The organism is Curvibacter sp. GW821-FHT01G03 (genome assembly GCF_059422285.1).
On the sequence record NZ_JBWKWP010000007.1, the window covers coordinates 189,128 to 207,227 of the forward strand.

The 18,100-nt window shown below is 67.9% G+C and carries 15 protein-coding genes; 6 read left to right on the forward strand and 9 right to left on the reverse strand.

Translation table 11 applies throughout. The features are described from left to right. Nucleotides 1–6 precede the first annotated feature (6 nt). Entirely contained in the window at nt 7–1,203 is a 1,197-nt protein-coding gene (locus AC07VS_RS11910) for an efflux RND transporter periplasmic adaptor subunit (RefSeq protein WP_494751025.1), read from the reverse strand. 136 nt (nt 1,204–1,339) lie between these two features. Here AC07VS_RS11910 and hpnC point away from each other — a divergent pair, with 136 nt between their 5' ends. From hpnC to hpnE, 3 genes are all read left to right on the forward strand, one after another. Continuing rightward, nucleotides 1,340–2,242, forward strand: coding sequence for a squalene synthase HpnC (hpnC, locus tag AC07VS_RS11915; RefSeq protein WP_494751026.1), 903 nt, complete (start codon nt 1,340–1,342; stop codon nt 2,240–2,242). A 74-nt stretch (nt 2,243–2,316) separates the two neighbouring features. Further along, nucleotides 2,317–3,156 carry a presqualene diphosphate synthase HpnD gene (hpnD, locus tag AC07VS_RS11920; protein WP_492345044.1) on the forward strand — a complete coding sequence of 280 codons (840 nt, stop codon included), beginning with the start codon at nt 2,317–2,319 and terminating at the stop codon, nt 3,154–3,156. Next, nucleotides 3,149–4,498 (forward strand): hydroxysqualene dehydroxylase HpnE, encoded by a 1,350-nt coding sequence (gene hpnE, locus AC07VS_RS11925; protein WP_494751027.1) that lies wholly within the window; start codon nt 3,149–3,151, stop codon nt 4,496–4,498. The genes hpnD and hpnE overlap by 8 nt, the downstream gene beginning before the upstream one ends. A 6-nt stretch (nt 4,499–4,504) precedes the next feature. Here hpnE and AC07VS_RS11930 read toward each other — a convergent pair whose 3' ends face one another. Further along, a complete protein-coding gene (locus AC07VS_RS11930; RefSeq protein WP_492345042.1) occupies nt 4,505–5,200 on the reverse strand; it encodes an HAD family hydrolase in 696 nt (231 codons plus the stop codon). A gap of 55 nt (nt 5,201–5,255) precedes the next feature. Between AC07VS_RS11930 and hemH the strand changes: the two genes are divergently transcribed. The 3 genes from hemH (at nt 5,256) to AC07VS_RS11945 (ending at nt 9,987) form a co-directional block, all read left to right on the forward strand. Then, the gene (hemH, locus tag AC07VS_RS11935; protein ID WP_494751028.1) at nt 5,256–6,350 is read left to right on the forward strand and encodes a ferrochelatase; all 1,095 of its coding nucleotides are present in this window, start codon (nt 5,256–5,258) and stop codon (nt 6,348–6,350) included. Between the two features lie 56 nt (nt 6,351–6,406). After that, complete coding sequence (locus AC07VS_RS11940) at nt 6,407–8,848, forward strand: Lon protease family protein (protein ID WP_492345040.1); 2,442 nt, start codon at nt 6,407–6,409, stop codon at nt 8,846–8,848. A 173-nt stretch (nt 8,849–9,021) separates the two neighbouring features. Then, nucleotides 9,022–9,987: an alpha/beta hydrolase gene (locus AC07VS_RS11945; RefSeq protein WP_494751029.1), complete on the forward strand. Its 966-nt coding sequence runs from the start codon at nt 9,022–9,024 to the stop codon at nt 9,985–9,987. Nucleotides 9,988–10,026: 39 nt separating this feature from the next. Here AC07VS_RS11945 and AC07VS_RS11950 read toward each other — a convergent pair whose 3' ends face one another. From AC07VS_RS11950 to AC07VS_RS11980, 7 genes are all read right to left on the reverse strand, one after another. Beyond that, a complete protein-coding gene (locus tag AC07VS_RS11950) occupies nt 10,027–10,899 on the reverse strand; it encodes an alpha/beta fold hydrolase (protein ID WP_492345038.1) in 873 nt (290 codons plus the stop codon). A gap of 73 nt (nt 10,900–10,972) precedes the next feature. Beyond that, a complete protein-coding gene (locus AC07VS_RS11955; RefSeq protein ID WP_494751030.1) occupies nt 10,973–13,090 on the reverse strand; it encodes a D-(-)-3-hydroxybutyrate oligomer hydrolase in 2,118 nt (705 codons plus the stop codon). 114 nt (nt 13,091–13,204) lie between these two features. Then, entirely contained in the window at nt 13,205–14,284 is a 1,080-nt protein-coding gene (locus AC07VS_RS11960) for a branched-chain amino acid ABC transporter permease (RefSeq protein WP_494751093.1), read from the reverse strand. A gap of 16 nt (nt 14,285–14,300) precedes the next feature. After that, a complete protein-coding gene (locus AC07VS_RS11965; RefSeq protein WP_494751031.1) occupies nt 14,301–15,296 on the reverse strand; it encodes a branched-chain amino acid ABC transporter permease in 996 nt (331 codons plus the stop codon). Next, entirely contained in the window at nt 15,293–16,024 is a 732-nt protein-coding gene (locus tag AC07VS_RS11970) for an ABC transporter ATP-binding protein (RefSeq protein ID WP_494751032.1), read from the reverse strand. Before AC07VS_RS11970 ends, AC07VS_RS11965 begins: the two co-directional genes overlap by 4 nt. Beyond that, nucleotides 16,021–16,785, reverse strand: coding sequence for an ABC transporter ATP-binding protein (locus AC07VS_RS11975; RefSeq protein WP_492345034.1), 765 nt, complete (start codon nt 16,783–16,785; stop codon nt 16,021–16,023). Before AC07VS_RS11975 ends, AC07VS_RS11970 begins: the two co-directional genes overlap by 4 nt. A gap of 92 nt (nt 16,786–16,877) precedes the next feature. Then, nucleotides 16,878–18,077: a substrate-binding domain-containing protein gene (locus AC07VS_RS11980; RefSeq protein WP_494655493.1), complete on the reverse strand. Its 1,200-nt coding sequence runs from the start codon at nt 18,075–18,077 to the stop codon at nt 16,878–16,880. Nucleotides 18,078–18,100: the final 23 nt, after the last annotated feature.

The window sequence follows — 18,100 nt, forward strand, 5'->3', positions numbered from 1 at the left end:
CGGACCTCACTTGGCCGCAGCGGCAGGAGCGGCATCAGCCGGGGCAGCGGCCGATACCGCGGGGGCAACCTCCGCGCCGGGCAGCGCCTTCTTGGGTTGGTAGATCGTGACCTTCTGGCCAGGTGACAGCACGTGCACACCGGCGGCCACCACCAGGTCGCCGGGCTTGATGCCACCGGCCACCACCGCCTCATTGCCATCGGCCGTGGCGATCTCCACGGGCTGCAGGCGCACGGTCATGGCCTTGGGATCCAGCACCCAGACGGCGGTGGATTTCCCCTCCTGGCGCAGCGCGCTGGTGGGCAGCTTCAAGACCGACGGTGTGGCCTTGTCCAGGCCTTGAGGCAACACGTTCACGGTCGACCCCAGGGCCGGTGCGCCTTGTACCGGCAAGGCGACTTTCACTGTGTAGGTGCGGGTCACGGCGTCGGCGCTGGCGGCCACTTCGCGCACCTCGCCTTCAATCTCACGCCCTTCAGACCATACCTTGACCACCACCTTGGCCCCCACGCGCACCGAGCCCACCTTGTCTTCGGGCACGGCAAACACCACGTCGCGCTGACCGTCCTGGGCGATGCGAACCACCGGCGTGCCAGATTGCACCACCTGACCCGGCTCCGCCTCGATGGCCGTCACCACACCCGACACGTCGGCCGCCAGCGAGGTGTAGGCGATCTGGTTGCCCTGGCTGGCCAGTTGGGCTTGGGCCTGCTCCAGCGTGGCCTGAGCCGCCTTCAGGGTGGTTTCACGGCGCTGCAGCTCCGAGCCGCCGATGAAGTTCTTGTCGTACAGATCCTTGTAGCGGCGGTAATCGGCTGCCGCCAGATCACGGTTGGTCTGGGCCGAGGCCACCTGGGCCCGTGCCGCGTCGGCGCCCAGCTTGTAGTCCTGCGGATCCAGTTGCGCCAGCACCTGCCCCACCTGCACCCGCTGCCCCAGCTCGGCCTGGCGGCGGATAATCTTGCCGCCCACCCGAAAGCCCAGACGCGACTCGATGCGGGCCCGGACCTCGCCCGAGTACTCGTTTTTTGTCCCCATGCGGCTTTCTGCCACCGTCAGCACCTTGACCGACCGAACCGGTTCGGCCGCCGGTTCGGGGCGTGAGCAAGCGGCCAACAGGGTGACCAGGGACAAAATGAGAGAAACGCCAACGATCCCACCAAAAAGGGGACGGGCACGGTGGACATTCACAGTGACGGGCATGGGCAACCTGCTGAACGAAGTGCGGGTAAGCGGCACCAAGGGAGCCCTTGGCACCAGAAAAGTGTCAAGTCACCAAGGCCAAGCCTGGGGTTCAACATTAATGACTGATTGGTTAGTAGCCTAAGGGATTGTTCTGATGCATGTCAAGCCAAGCGCCGCCGCAACCCCCAAGGCGCCCCCTCATCGCGATACTGTGCAAACTGAAGTGTTGCCGCTGACCCACTACGAGAATTTCCCGGTGGCTTCCTGGCTGTGTCCGCCCCGGTTGCGCCCCCCGATCGCCGCGCTGTACCACTTTGCCCGCACCGCCGATGACATCGCCGACGAGGGCGACGACAGCCCGGCGCAACGTCTGGCGACCCTGGCGGCCTACCAGGCCGAGTTGCACGCCACATTGGCCGGCACGGCGCCCAATGCGCGATGGCAGCCGGTACTGGCGCCACTGACCCGACAGCAGGCGGCCTGGGGCCTGCCGGTGGCACTGCTGGACGACCTGATCAGCGCCTTCATGCAAGACATCGCTTACACCCGCGATCAGCACCTGTACCCGGACCGCGACAGCCTGCTTGACTACTGCCGCCGCTCGGCCAACCCCATCGGACGCCTGCTGCTGCACCTGCACGGCGTGGCCGAGCCCCGGGCCCTGGCGCAAAGCGACGACATCTGCAGCGCCCTGCAACTGATCAATTTCTGGCAAGACCTGAGCCAGGACATCCCGCGGGGGCGCCACTACCTCACCGTGGCCGACTGCCTGCGCCATGGCGTGCCCCGCAGCGAGCTTCTAAGCGGGTCCGCCAGTCCCGCGGCCCTGGCCCTGATCGCCGACAACCTGGCCTGGGCCGAACAATTGATGCACCGCGGCGCCCCGCTGGTGCACCGCCTGCCCGGTCGCGCCGGCTGGGAGCTGCGCCTGGTGGTGCAAGGCGGCCTGCGCGTGTTGCAACGCATCCGCGCCACTGGCGGCAACCCACTGGCCCGCCGCATCAAGCTGGGCCGGGCCGACGCCCTGCCCCTGCTCTGGCGCACCCTCTGGATGTGAATGGCCTTGAGAAGCTGCGGCCTGCCCCCCCTTCACAAGATGGGACAATGCTGCGCGTACGCTCAGCCCAATCCATGACCCCAGAAGACTACGTCCAGCAAAAAGCCGCCGCCTCGGGCAGCAGCTTTTATTACGCCTTCCTGTTTCTGCCCAAGCCGCGCCGCGCCGCGATCACAGCCTTCTATGCCTTTTGCCGCGAAGTGGACGACGTGGTCGACGAAGTCAGCGACCCCGGCGTGGCCATGACCAAGCTGGCCTGGTGGCAGAACGAAGTGCGCCAGGCCTTCGCCGGGCAGGCCAGCCACCCCGTGATGCAGGCACTGATGCCCCACGTGCCGGTGTATGGCCTGCGCCAGGAGCAGTTGCAAGCCGTCATCCAGGGCTGCCAGATGGACCTGGAGCAAACCCGCTACCTGGATTACCCCGGCCTGCAACGCTATTGCCACCTGGTGGCCGGCGTGGTGGGCGAAGTCTCGGCGCGCATCTTCGGCCAGACGGACGACCGCACCACCGAGTACGCCCACACCCTGGGCCTGGCCTTCCAGCTGACCAACATCATCCGCGACGTGGGCGAAGACGCCATGCGGGGCCGCATCTACCTGCCCGTCAACGAGCTGCAGCGCTTTGACGTCAAGGCCCATGAGGTGCTGCAACGCGTCTACTCGGATCGCTTCACCGCGCTGATGAAGTTCCAGGCCGAGCGCGCCCACCAGCTGTATGACCAGGCCCTGGCTCTGCTGCCCGGCGCCGATCTGCGGGCCCAGAAGCCCGGCCTGATGATGGCCAGCATCTACCGCACCCTGCTGCGCGAGATCGAAGACGAAAACTTCCAGGTGCTGCACCAGCGCATCAGCCTGACCCCCTTGCGCAAGCTGTGGCTGGCCTGGAAGGTGCAGGCCCTGGGCCGTGTCTGAGGCCCCAAAGCCCCACTCACGCCACCTCGCCGTGATCGGTGGCGGCTGGGCCGGCCTGGCTGCCGCCATGGCCGCCCACGACCAGGGGTGGGCCGTGCACCTGTTCGAGGCGGCCCCCCAATTGGGCGGCCGGGCCCGCACCCTGCCCGGCCCAGCGGCTCTGACCGGGCTGGACAATGGCCAGCACATTCTGATCGGCGCCTACACCCAGAGCCTGCGCCTGATGCGCCGGGTGGGGGTGGACCCCGAACAAGCCTTGCTGCGCCTGCCACTGACGCTGCGCTTCCCCGATGGGGGCGGCCTGCAATTGCCGCGCTGGCCTGCCCCCTTCGATGCCGCCGCCGGCATCCTCGGCGCGCGGGGCTGGTCCTGGCGCGACCGGATCTCACTGCTGGCCACCACCCTGCGCTGGCAGATCGGCGGCTTTCGCTGCGCCCCAGATGCCAGCGTGCTGGCCCTGTGCCAAGGCATACGGCCCCGGGTCATGGCCGAGCTGATCGAGCCCCTGTGCGTGTCAGCCCTCAACACCCCGGTGGACCAGGCCAGCGGCGAAGTGTTTCTGCGTGTGCTGCGCGACTCCCTGGCCGGCGGCCCGGGCGCCTCGCACCTGCTGCTGCCCCGCACCGACCTGGGGGCCTTGTGGCCCGAGCCGGCGGCACGCTGGTTGCGTGCCCAGGGCCACAGCGTGCAAACCGGCCAAAGGGTGCAAGGCCTGCTGCGCGACGCCAAGGGACGATGGCAGCTTCAAGTGGCGACGGGGCTGGAGGCCCCCGCCTTCGACCAGGTCATTCTGGCCTGCCCTCCTGGCGAGGCGGCCCGCCTGCTGGCCCAGGCTTCGGGCCTGAGAGGTGACCAACACGCCGCCCTGGCCACCTGGGCCGCCCAGGCCCAGGCCCTTCGCTTCGAAGCCATCACCACGGTGTACGCACAGGCCGGCACCCCGGCCGGCGCCCTCCGGCTGCCCCAGCCCATGCTGGCCCTGCGCTGCGGGCCCGGGGCGCCGGCCCAGTTCGTGTTCGACCGCGGTCAACTCGGCGCCCCCCAAGGCCAACTGGCCTTTGTGCTCAGCGCCAGCCCCGACCTGAGCCGCGAGGCCCTCAGCCAACAAGTGCTGACCCAAGGCCGCCAGGCCCTGGCCCCGATCGGGGTGAGCGAACTACAGGCCTTGGGCACGGTGACCGAAAAGCGCGCCACTTTCGCCTGCACCCCGGGCCTGACTCGGCCCGCCCAGCGACTGATCCCGGGCCTGTGGGCCTGCGGCGACTATGTGGAAGGCCCCTACCCGGCCACGCTCGAAGGGGCGGTGCTGAGCGCGCAGTCGGTGGTGGCGGCACTGACCTGAGCGGATTCACCCCACCAAATGCCGGCACAGCTCGTGCAGGCTGCTGATGGTCCAGGGCGCGGGGCTGGCATGGGGCCAGGCCTTGGCGTCGCGGTTCACCCACACCGCCTGCAGGCCCGAGTTCAAGGCCCCCATGACGTCGGTGTCCACGTCGTCGCCCACGTGCAACACCTCGGCCGGGGCCACGGCGGCCGCGGCGGCGGCGGCCTCGAAGATTCGCGGGTCGGGCTTGGCCACGCCGAACTGCTGCGCACTCAGGCTGGCGCTGAAATACGCCCCCAGCCCCACCCGCTGCACATCGGCATTGCCATTGGACAAGGCCACCAAAGGGTAGCGCTCGGCCAGGCGGCCCAGGCATTCGTGCACATCGTCAAACAGGTCCACCCGCTGGCGCTCGGCAAAGAACACCTCGAAGGCCGGCTCGGCCAGGGCCGGATCGTCGCCGGCCTGGCCCAGGGCCAGGCGGATCGACTCGCGGCGCAGCGCGCTCAGGTCGGTGACCAGGTCGGGCCGCAGCGTGGTCATCTGGTTGCGGATCTCGCGCAAGGCCCCGGGGCGCGAGAACAGGGTGGCCGTGGCGGGTGCATGGCGCTGCAGCCAATCGGCCAGCACCGTCTCCGCGCGGGCAATGGTCGGCCAGATGGGCCACAAAGTGTCGTCCAGGTCCAGGGTAATGGCCTTGATTCGGGCGTGATCGAGCATAGGTGGCTGAGAATACTGCATCCCTCAAAACCTCAGCCTCAGCCTCACCCTGCCCATGCCGTCCAAGTTCGCCCCCGAGCCCGCCTACCGCCATGGCCAAGCCGCCCGCACCGCCATCCTGCTGTGCAACCTGGGCACCCCCGAGGCCCCGACCGCCCCGGCCCTGCGACGCTACCTGGCCCAGTTCCTCAGCGACCACCGGGTGGTCGAGATCCCGGCCCTGATCTGGAAGCCGATCCTGCACGGCATCATCCTGCGCGTGCGCCCGGCCAAGTCGGCCGCCAAATACGCCAGCGTCTGGACGCCCGAGGGCTCACCCCTCAAGGCCTGGACCGAGAAGCAGGCCAAGCTGCTGCAGGGCTGGCTGGGCGAAGCCGGCCATCAGGTGCAGGTGCGCTACGCCATGCGCTACGGCCAACCCTCGATCGCCCACCAGCTGGATGCCCTGAAGGCCGATGGCGTGACCCGCGTGCTGATCCTGCCGGCCTACCCGCAGTACTCCGGCACCACCACCGCCAGCGTGTTCGACGATGTGGCGCACTGGGGCCTGCGCCAGCGCCACCTGCCCGAGCTGCGCTTCATCAACCGCTACCACGACGACCCGGGCTACATCGATGCCCTGGCACAACGGGTCGAAGCCCATTGGCGCGAACACGGTCAGCCCGACCAGTTGGTGATGAGCTTCCACGGCGTGCCCGAGCGCACCCTGCAGCTGGGCGACCCCTACCACTGCGAATGCCTGAAGACGGGCCGCCTGCTGGCCGAACGCCTGGGGCTGCGCGCGGATCGCTACAAAATCACCTTCCAGTCGCGCTTCGGCAAGGCCAAGTGGCTGGAGCCCTACACCGAACCCACCCTGGTGGCCCTGGCCCAGGCCGGCACGGCCCGGGTGGACGTGATCTGCCCCGGCTTCACCAGCGACTGCCTGGAGACCCTGGAAGAAATCAACCAGGAAGGCCGTGAGGCCTTTTTGCACGCTGGGGGCAAAGCCTTCCACTACATCCCCTGCCTGAATGACAGCCCGGCCTGGATCACCGCCCTCAGCGCGCTGGCCCAGCAACACCTGCAAGGCTGGCCCACCCGGGGACCAACGCCGCAGTCGCTGGAAGACAATCGCCAGCGCGCCCTGGCAGCAGGCGCCCGTAACTGATCCGCCCATTGCCTTTCGAATTCAGCCACGCAACCGGGCCAAGCCCGGCTAGCGTTATGCTTTCCGACCTCCTGGCCCCCGACATCCCTCTTTCGTCAATGCCCGCCCCCTCCACCGACCTGCCCACCCAGCCTGCCCTGACGGCCCAGCAACTGCGCCGCCACATCGACCCTGCCAGCCTGGGCTTTGCCAGCACCGCCGAACTGGCCGACGAGGCCCCGGGCTGGATCGGGCAGCAACGCGCCCGACAAGCCACCGAGTTCGGCCTGCACATCGAAGCGCCCGATTACAACCTGTTCGTGCTGGGCGAAGTCGGCAGTGGCCGCAGTTCACTGCTGCGCCAGGCTCTGCACCAGGCAGCCCGAGCCCGCCCGGTACCGCCCGACCTGGGCTATCTGCACCGCTTCGAGGCCCCGCAGCGCCCCTTGGCCTTGCGCCTGCCGGCCGGCAGCGGCCGCGTGTTGCGCCAGGGCCTGCAGCAGCTCACCCGCCAACTGGCCACCGACATCCCGGCCCAATTGGAGGCCGCCGAGGTCACGCTGGAGGCCGACGGCATCGAGAAAGCCTTTGAGCGCGAGGAGCACCTGGCATTGAAAGACCTGGAAGCCCTGGCCGCCCGCCACGGCTACCAGTTGCAGCGCGAGTCCGACCGGCTCAAGCTGGTGCTGCCCGAGAAACCACACGGCAAGGACAAGAGCCCTCAAAGCGAGGCCGACAAATCGGCCGCCGAAGCCCTAGCCACGGCCACCGAAAACGAGGTGCGCGCTGAAATGGCCCGCGTGCTGGCCCAGTTGCGCCTGCGCGAGATTGCCCGTGACGAGACCCTGGAGGCCCTGAAGCGCCGCACCCTCACGCCGCAGTTGCAGAAGGCCTTTGACACCGCCTTGGCCGGCCTGCCCGAAGCCGAGCGCCATGGGCTGCAGAGCTGGGTGCAGGCGGCCATCGGCGAGGTGCTGAACCAGATCGACCTGTTCCTGCCCCGAGCCGAAGACGAAGACGAAGCCGACCGCAAGGCCGACCTGGCCCATTGGCAGGCCTGCCTGGCCTTCAACCTGGTGGTGGACCACGCTGGCCAGCAAGGTGCGCCGGTGGTGCTGGACAACAACCCCCAGATGCGCAGCCTGTTCGGCAGCATCGAGCACCCGGGCGGCGACGACGCCGGCCCCGCGGACCACACCGCCATCCATGCGGGCGGCCTGCTGCAAGCCCACGGCGGCTACCTGATGCTGCACCTGGCCGACCTGATCGACGACGAGCCCCTGTGGGAGCGGCTGCGCCGCTTTCTGCGCTCGCGCCAGTTGCAGATCGAAGAGCCCGGTGGCACGGGCACCCCGGCTGGTGCCAGCCTGCAGCCCGACGCCGTGCCGGTGGACGTGCGCCTGGTGCTGGTCGGCTCGCCCGACGAATACTACAAACTGCAAGACGCCGACCCCGAGATGGCGCGCCGTTTCCGCGTCAAGGTCGACTTTGCGGACCGCTTTGCCGCCAGCGACGACAACCGCCGCGCCATGGCGGCCTGGGTGGCCTGCCGTTGCCGGCAACTCGGCCTGCCCCACTTCGAGGCCGCAGGCGTGGCAGCCCTGCTCGAGCAAAGCCACCGCGAGGCCGACGACCAGCACTACCTCAGCGCGCAACTGGGTCAGATCGAAATGGTGCTGATCGAGAGCGCCCAGCAGTGCCGCGACCGGCAGGGCGAAGGGGTGAGCGCCGCCGACGTGGCGGCCGCCCTGCAGGCACGGCGCCAGCGCCACGACTACCTGGAGCAGTGCGTGCTCGACAGCATCAGCGAAGGCGAGCGGCTGATCTCCACCACCGGCCTGGCCGTGGGCCAGCTCAATGCCATGAGCCAGATCGACACCGGCGACCACCGCTTTGGCGTGCCCATGCGCATCAGCGCCCGCACCCAGGCTGGCCACCAGGGCGTGCTCAACATCGAGCGCGAGGTGCGCCTGTCCGGCCCCATCCACGACAAGGGCGTGCTGATTCTGCAAGGCTACCTGCACGCGCTGTTCAGCGAACAGGCGCCGCTGGCCCTGCAGGCCTCGCTGGGCTTCGAACAGGAGTACGACGGCGTGGAGGGCGACTCGGCCTCGTGCGCCGAGCTGTTCGCCCTGCTGTCCTCGCTGTCAGGCGTGGGCCTGCGCCAGGACATCGCGGTCACCGGCGCTCTCAACCAGCACGGCGAAGTGCTGCCCGTGGGCGGCCTGAACGAGAAGATCGAAGGCTGGTTCCAAGTTTGCCGGCGCGCCGGGCTGACCGGCCAGCAAGGTGTGCTGCTGCCCGCACTGAACCAGCGCCAGCTGATGCTGTCACCCGAGCTGGTGGCTGCGGTGGCGGCCGGGCAGTTCCATGTGTACACCATGCGCCAGGCCAGCGAAGGCCTGAGCCTGTTGGCCGGCCAACCGGCCAGCGCCCTGCACACGCTGGCGGCCGAAACCCTGGCGGCCTACCGCCGGGCCTGCCGACGGGCCTTGCGACCGGGGCGCGCCGGGCGCTGATCCGGGGGGGCGCCCCCACACAGCAGACACCTGCTGCACACAGACGCGTTACACAGGCCGCCCACAATCAGGCGCAGAAGGAAGGACGCAAGGCTCAGACCACGGGCTGAGCCACGGCAACAAGGGCCCACTCGCCCAGGTGCTGCGTCCGGCCTGCCTGACCCAGAACGCGCATGTCCAAGTCCCGCGGGCCCCAAGCGGCCCCTCCGCCCCACACCCAGCCCTCACCCGACGCCCCGACGGCGGGCGGTTGGCGCAGGCGTGCACGGGCCCTCGCGCCCTGGCTGCTGGCCCTGCTGCTGGCGTTGGCCCTGGGTGCCAAGTTGATCCACCACGCCCAGGTGGCCCGAGCCCTGCTCCACCCACCCCGCACACCGGTTCTGGCGGCCGACCTGGCCCTGGCCCAGCAGGCCCTGCACGGGGGGGTGCAGCCTGTCACCTTTGCCACCGCCGACGGCCTGCTGCTGCAGGGCTGGTACAAGCCCTCGCGCACCGGGGCGGTGGTGATCTTTGTGCATGGCGGCCAGGGCAACCGCCTGTGGTTTCTGGCCCAGGCCCAGACCCTGGCCGAACGCGGCATCGGGTCGCTGCTGTACGACTCGCGCGCCAGCGGCAACAGCGAAGGCGACACCCAGTCCTGGGGCGATCTGGAACAGGAAGACCTGAACGCCGCACTGAACTGGGTCAGCGCCCGGCCCGATGCCGATCCCCGGCGCCTGGGGGCCGAGGGCTTTTCCATCGGTGCCAGCACGGTGTGCATGGTGGCGGCCAGCGATCCGCGCATCAAGGCCGTGGTGCTGCACAACATGTGGTCCTCACTGCACGACGAGTTGAGTTACAAAAGTGGCTCGGCACTGAGCGCCTGGCTGTTGAGGCTGGATTTCTGGTGGGCCGGCATCGACCCCGACCGGGTGCAGCCCGCCCAGGTGATTCACCAGATCGCCCCGCGGCCATTGCGCCTGGTGGCGGCCGAAGGTGACCACGACACCCCCATCGCCGTGGAGCAGGCCTTGTTCGAGCGCGCGGGCCAACCCAAGGCCCTGTGGCGCATCCCCGGTGCCGACCACCTGGATTACCGGGAGCATGGGGGGGACGCCCTGCGTCAAGGCATCGCCCAGTTCTTCGCCAAATCGCTTTGAGCGCGCCGCTCAGCCGGTATCAACGGCCATCAGGCCGCATCAACCGGCCTCGGCACGATCGATGAAGTCACTCACCAGGTTCAGCTGATCGGGCACATTGAGCGCGGGGGCATGGCCACAGCCCGGCACCTCGACCACCGTGGTCAGGCCGCGCAGGCCCGGGCCACGGCGCAGCATCTCGGCGGTGGTCTCGGGCAGCACCAGGTCTGATTCGGCTCCCCGCAGACACAGCACCGGGATGTCGATGGCATCGTAATCGTCCCAGATCAGGTAATCGTTGGGGTGCAGGGTGAACTGCTGCACCATGGCCGGGTCGTAATGCGGCGTGACCCGGCCATCAGGCAGCCGCCGGGTCGAGGTTTCGGTCAGGCGCCGCCATTGCGCGTCGCTGAGCCAGCCATAGGGCTTGTAGACCTGGCGGAAAAAGGCCTCCAGGGCCACCACCGAATCAAAGGCCGGCGGTTCACCGGCATAGGCCCGGATGCGCGCGATGGCGGCGTCCGCCAGTTGCGGCGCGTTGTCGTTCAGCACCAGGCTCTTGAGGCGCCCCCGGAGCGCGGGCACCACCTGGCCACCCGCACACACCGTACCGATGGCGCCGCCCATGGACGTGCCCACCCAATGCACACGATCCAGGCCCAGGCCGTCGAGCAGGCCCTGGGCCAGTTGGGCATAGAAAGCCAGGGTGTACTCACGGCCCGGGTCAGGGCTCCATTGGCTCAGGCCGCGGCCCAGGGTGTCGGGGCAGATCACGCGATAGCGCCCGCTGAGGTGCTCGGCCAGTTCGTCCATGTCACGGCCGGTGCGCGCCAGGCCGTGCCAGGCAATCACGGCCGGGGCCTGCGGGTTGCCCCACTCGGTGTAATGAAGTTCGCGGCCTGCGCAGCGCAGGTAGTGGGAGGACATGGCCATGAAAAATATCCGTTCCGGTTGCAGGCGGGGCCACTGCGCGGCCCCGCCAGGTTTCATCGATCAGTGGGCAGCCTCAGTCCGGGATGCTCACCGTGTTGCCGCTGAGCACGATGCGGTCGGCCGCGGCAGGCGTTGTCACCGGGGCCGGCACATTGTTGGCCGTCAGGGCCGGCGCCGCGCCCGGCGTACCGCCACGCGGCACGGTTCGCACCACCTGCGACGGCGGCAGGGCCGTGCCGTCCTTCAGGCGGGCATAGACCGCATCAAGGGCTCGGTTCAAGTACAGCGACAAAGGCACAAAACGCGTGTCGTAACCGGGCAGCACCGTGGGCAGCCCGATGAACGAGTCAAAGTGCTGTGCATTGGTGACTTCGAGGTAGCTCAGCTGGCTGTTGGCACCCTCGACCGTGTTGTTCAGCGCCAGGTAGGGCCGCGAGGTGTGGTTGACCGGCAGCAAGGGGTCGGAGCGACCATGCACGATCACCGTGGGGCGGCCGCGCAGGTTGCCATTGCGGCGTGTCTCGTCGATGCCGGTGTTCAATTGCGCCGCCACGCCAGCCGTGCCGGTGACCAGGTTGCGCAGGCACAGGGCGCCGTCCAGCCCCATGTCGGCCAGGCCGGTGCTGGGCGACACCGACAGCAGATCACGCACCGGGCCGCCCTGGGCGTTGTTGTTGACCAGTTGCACCCCCGACGACGGCGGCACACCGTTGCCCGTGGCGTACATCTGGGCCAGGGCCGTGGCGTCCACGGTGGTGACGGCACCCGCCGCGGTGGTGGCGGCGAAGCTGTAGCCACACAGGTTGTCCTTCACGCTGGCGCGGGCCAGCGCATTGGCAAAGGTGACGGCCACGGCCGGGGCCACTTCGAAGCCTGCCAGGGTGGCAATCTGGCTACCGGCCTCGGGCTCCCAGCCATAGGCCTGCAGCTTGGCCAAGGCCTCGCTGGCCTGGGTGGCCGTGGTGCTGGCCGTGAGCAGGCCCTTGGTCTTCAGCGCGCTGCAGCGGTTGGCCGCCAGGGTGCCGTACACCACCGGCAGCGCATAGGTGCTCTGGAACGGCGTGCCGGCCAGCTCGGGGGCCAGGGCGGCACAGGCCGAGTACAGGTGGGCGTAGCTGGTGAAGTCCATCAGAGTGCGGGCCGTGGTCGCCTGCACCCGTCCGCCACGGGTGACCACCACGTTGGCACTCTTGGGCATCTCGATGGCCGGCTCGCTGACGGCCACGCCATCGATCAGGCCCTGCGTGTCCTGCTCGGCCGCGGCAATCGCCGAGCCGCCGCCATTGGAGGCACTGGAGGCGATCACCAGCGTGTTGTTGGCCCGGAAGGTACGGGCCTTGTGTCCGTTGCCGGCGTCATCCCCCAGGCGCTCATTGAGCACGTAGAAGGCGAATTCGACCGCCTGCAGCGTGAATTTGCCCCAGTCTTTTTCGACGTTGCGCCCCGAATGGGCGTGCTTGAAAGCCAGGCGATTGGGGGTGGCCGTGTTGAAGGCGGCCAGTTCGGTGGCCGACAAGGGGGCACGGAACTGCGCGCCCAGCCCGGCCGCCGTCGAGCTGCTGCGCGTGCCGTCGATCAGGGGCACGGTGTCGGTGGCCAGGTCATGGGCTGCGCCCCCTGTGCCCTTGTCGGTGTAGGCCACCGCACAGCCTTTTTTCAACCCCCACTCCCCCGTGCTGATGGCCCCGAACACGCCGCGCGACCCCGACGAAGTGGCGGTGATGATGCAGGGCTTGCTGCGGTCAAAACTGTTGGGCACCTGCACCACGAGGGTCACGTTCTGCTGGCCTGTGCCGTCATCGCTGAAGGTGGTGTATTCGCCACCGGCAATCAGGCCCTCGCTGGCAGTCACATTGCCGTTGGCATCCACGTTGGGGCCATACAGGCTGCCGTAGCCGCCGGCCGCGGTGGTATCGAGCAGGGCCCGGTAGCTGTTGTAGATGGCCGCCCGGCGCAGCTCGGTGGCTGTGGGCTGCAAGGGGTTGGCGTAGGCCGGGGCCACGGCACTTTGCAGGCCGCTCTTGCCCAGACCGGCGGTCAGCAGGTCATTGCTGACGCCGTCGTATTCGGCGCTGCTGACGGTGCCCACATAGCTGGGTCGGATGTTGAACTCGCTGCCATCGCCCATGCAGCCGCCAAGCCCGATGCTGGCGGCCACGGCCGCACCCACGGGTGTCCAGATGAATCGCATGCCTTGTCTCCTCTTGTTTTCAATGGTTGACGAACACACTTGCCCCGGGCCTGCCCAGATCTGGCAGCACCCCGAACCCACATTGACCTCCCAAAGCGCGGCCTCAGTGCAAGCTCAGTGCGGCGCCTTCTGGCCTCGGGCGGGCGCGCGCAGCCGCCCCACCACCCCGGTCGGGAAGTAATAAACCGACAGCACGAACAACACCCCGAGCCACAGCAGCCAGCGGTCGGGCGACAACAGCGAAGACAGCCAGGGCAGGCTGGCCGTGGCCTCGCTGCCCAGGCGCAGCAGATCCTGCAGGTAGCTTTGCGCCACCAGGAACAGGGCCGAGCCGATGGCCGCCCCATAGACCGTGCCCATGCCACCGATCACCACGATCAGCAGCACATCGAGCATCAGCTCGAACGACAGCGAGGTGTCGGGCCCGTTGTAGCGCAGCCAGAGCGCCAGCATGGCCCCGGCCACACAGGCGAACAAGGCCGACAGGATGCTCGACACGGTGCGGTACACCACCACCCGGTAGCCGATGGCTTCAGCGCGGAACTCGTTCTCGCGGATGGCCTGCAGCACCCGGCCGAAGGGTGAATTGACGATGCGCAGCAGGGCCAGCAGCAGCACCACGGCCAGCACGAACAGCAGGTAGTAGCAGATCAGGCGCCCGTCGAGCGACACGCCCATGAAGGGCTCATCGGCCCACTCGAAGCTGGGCGACAGCAGCTCGGGCACCTTGAAGGTCAGGCCGTCCTCGCCCCCGGTCAGCTCGGACAGTTGCGAAGCCAGGGTCTGGAAGGCCGAGGCCACGGCCAGGGTGATCATGGCAAAGAAGATCGCCCGCACGCGCAGCGAGAACAGGCCCACCGCCAGCGCCAGCAGCAGAGACAGCAGCAGCGAGGCCCCCAGCCCCACGGCCAGGGCCTCCCAGGTGGGGCCCTGGCGGGTGGTGGCGACGGCGATGCCGTAGGCCCCGATGCCGAAGAACATGGTGTGGGCAAAGCTCACGATGCCGGTGTAGCCCAGCAGCAAATCAAAGCTGGCCACCAGCACCACGAACACCAGCACCTTGGCGGCCACGTTGAGCGCCTTGACACCCGGGAACAGAAAAGGCGTGAAAGCCAGGGCCAACAGCAGCCCGATCAGCAGCACGGCCAGCACGCGACTGCGCGGCAGGTCGTTGGAAATCAATCGTTTCAGCATGTGCATGGGGGCCTCGTCAGCGGTTGGTCACTGGGTACACGCCCTGCGGGCGCCACAGCAGCACCGCCACCATCAGGGCGATGTTGGAGAACAGGGCCAGCTTGGGCAGCAAAAAGCCGGTGTAGTTGGCCATCAGCCCCACCAGCAGGGCCCCGATCAACGCGCCCCCGGTCGAGCCCAGGCCGCCGATGATGATCACGATGAAAATCAGCACATTCACCTGGGCGCCCATCTGGGGCACCACGTTTTGCTGGTACAGGCCCCACATCACGCCGCCCAGGCCAGCCAGGGCACTGCCCACCACGAACACGCCCACAAACAGGCGCCGGATGCGATAGCCCAGCGACTCGACCATCTCGCGGTCTTGCACGCCTGCGCGGATCAGCAGGCCGATCTTGGTGCGGTTCAAGGTGTAGGCCAGCACACCGAACACCAGCAGGCCCACCCCCACCGCCACCACGCGGTAGCGCTCGATGGCGGCATCGCCCCACAGCCAGGCGCCGCGCATGCCCTCAGGCAGGGGCAGCGGGATCTGCTGCGGGCCCCAGATCACCTTGATGATCTCTTCGCCGATGATCATGCCGCCCATGGTGATCAGGATCTGCTTCAGGTGCTGGCCGTACACCGGGCGCACGATGAAGCGCTCAAACGCCAGGCCCAGGGCGCCCGCCACCGCCATGGCCACCAGCATGGCCGGGAACACCGCCACCAGGTTGCGCCACAACTCGGCCGACTGGGTCCAGTCGGTCATGCTGCCCAGCACACTGGTGGCCACAAAGGCCCCCAGGGCAATGAACACACCGTGGCCGAAGTTCAGCACATCCATCAAGCCGAACACCAGGGTCAGGCCCGAGGCAATGATGAACACGATCATGCCCATGGCCAGGCCGGCCACGGTCAGCGTCAGCCAGGTCGAGCCTGAGCCCACCAGGGGCAGGGCCAGCAAGGCCAGCAGCGGCACCAGGGCCAGGGGCTTCCAGTCCAGGTCTTTGAAGTTGATATCGAAGTTCATAGCGCCAACCCCAGCAGCGAGCGCTGCAATGCTTCGTCTTCGGCCAGCTCGGCCATGCTGCCGGCGTGCACCACGCGGCCGTCGTCCATCACGGCCACGGTGTCACCCAGGCGTTTGGCGAAGTTGATGTTCTGTTCGACCAGCAAGATCGTGACGCCGCTGGCCTTGAGCTGGGCAAAGGCGTCGATCATGTTGTTGATCATCACGGGCGCCAGGCCCTTGCTGGGCTCGTCGATGATCAGCAGCTTGCGCGGCTCGACGATGGCACGCGACACCGCCAGCATCTGTTTTTGCCCGCCCGACAGCTTGCCGGCCGGGTGGTTCCAGAACTTCTGCACCGCCGGAAACAGGCCGAAGATCCACTGCAGGCGCTGCTCGTCGATCTGCGCCACGCGGCTGGCCTTGCGGGCGGCCAGCAGCATGTTCTCTTTCACGCTGAGGTCGGAGAAGATGCCCATGTTCTCAGGCACGTAGGCGATGTCCAGGCCGGCAATGTGCGGCGTGTGCAGCTTGCTGATGTCGCGCCCATCGAAATGCAGGCTGCCTTGCGAGGCCTGCCACAGGCCCATGATGGTGCGCAGCGTGGTGGTCTTGCCCGCGCCATTGCGCCCCAGCAACATGGTCAGTTGCCCCCGGGGCACGGCCAGGTCCACCCCGTGCAGGATGTGATAGGCCCCGATGTGGGTGTGCACGCCTTTGAGTTCGAGCAGATGGGTGTTCTGACTCATGCTGCCTCCTTGGCCACGCCCAGGTAGGCCTCTTGCACCACCGGCAGGGCGATCACTGTGGCCGGGTCGCCATCGGCCACCAGGGTGCCGTTGTGCAGCACGATGATGCGGTCGGCCAGCTCGCGCACCACATCCATCTTGTGCTCGACCAGCAAAATGGTCTTGCTCTTGTCTTTTTTGAGGGCCCGGATCAGGTTCAGGATCACCGGGGCCTCGTCATGGCTCATGCCGGCGGTGGGCTCGTCAAACATGAACACCTGCGGCTCCAGCGCCATCAGCAGGGCCACTTCGAGCTTGCGCTGATCGCCGTGCGGCAGGCTGGACACCAGCACCTCCTGCTGGTGCACCATGGCCACGTCCTGCAGGATCTGGTGAGCGCGCTCGGTCAGGGCGCGGTGATCGCTCCAGATGCTCCACAGGTTCAGGCCATGCCGGTGGGCCCCGCTGCGCGTGGCCTGCACGGCCAGACGAACGTTCTCCAGCACCGTGAGGTTGGGGAACAGATTGGTCAGCTGAAAGGCACGCCCCAGGCCGGCCCGGGTGCGCACCGACACCGGCGCATGGCTCAGGTCCACCCCGTTGAGGTGCACCGAGCCGCTGCTGGCGGCGATCTGCCCCGACACGAGGTTGAAGAAAGTGGTCTTGCCGGCACCATTGGGGCCAACGATGGCGGTCAGCGTGCCGGGTGCAAAACTGCACGAGACAGCATTCACCGCCACGTGCCCGCCAAAGCGGACCGTGAGATCTTGGGTTTGCAGCATGGTGGGTTCCTGAACCCGCCCCGGGGGCCGAGGCAGCGTTGCGGGAGCGTGATGGAAAGGCAGGTGCCGCGCAGCGGCGGCACCGTGGACGATCAGCGCTTGTTGCGGATCGGGACGTTCATCTCTTCGGGCTTGATCTCGCGCACCAGCTCGGGCACGCCCCAGGCAAAGGCCGGGTCCACCTTGATCTTGAAGTGGTACATGCTCTGCAGGGCCTGGTGGTCTTCCTTGCGGAAGGTCATCTTGCCCTTGGGGGTGTCAAAGCTCATGCCTTCCATGGCCTTGATCAGCTTGTTGGTGGCCGTGTCGCCATTCGTGCTCTTGAGCGCCGTCACCACGGCCATGGCCGCGCTGAAACCACCAGCCGTGAAGAAGTCCGGCGGGGCCTTGAACTGCTTGTAGTGCTGCGACACCAGGGCTTCGTTGACCGGGTTCTTCGGGATGCCAAAGTAGTAGTACGTGGCGCCTTCCATGCCGGGGAAGTTCTTGTACGAGGCCATGGCGGGCAGGATGTTGCCGCCGGTGGCGATCTCGATGTTGTAGCGCTTCAGGTCGAGATCGGCGATCTTGAACGGGTTGCCGGCCCCGGCCCAGATGATGAAGATCACCTTGCGGCCCGGCTGGTCCTTGAGCTTGTCGATCAGGCGCTGGGCCCCGGCGGTGAAGTCGGTGGTGCTGGTGGGCAGGTATTCCTCGTGCACCAGCTTGGCGGTCTTGAGGGCGTCCTTGAAGGCCTTCACGCCGTCACGGCCGAAAGCGTAATCCTGGGCCAGGGTGGCGATGGTGACGCCGGGCTTGTCGAGCGCGACCGCATTCGAGATCGCATCCTGCGAGCTGTTGCGGCCGGTGCGGAAGATGTATTTGTTCCACTTGTCGCCGGTGATGCTGTCGGCCACGGCGGGCTCGACGATCAGCACCTTCTTGTACTCTTCGGCCACCGGCAGCAGGGCCAGCGCCACACCCGACGAGGTAGGGCCCACGGCCAGGTCGGCCTTGTCATCGGAATACGCCGACGCCAGCAGCGATTTGCCCAGATCAGGCTTGCCCTGATCGTCTTTTTCGAGCACCACCAGCTTGCGGCCATTGACCGCCATGGTGCCACCGGTGGCGTACTCCAGGCCCATCATGAAGCCGGTCTGGGTCTGCTTGCCGTAGGCCTCCAGGGGGCCGGTCTTGCTGTAGACGTGGGCAATGCGGATATCGCCCGATTGGCTGAACGCCGGGGCGGCGCTGAAGGCGCTGCAAACCAGTGCGGCGAGCGCGGGCAGGCCGATGAGAGCACGACGGTGCATGGATGTCTCCTGTTGTGTTGGCT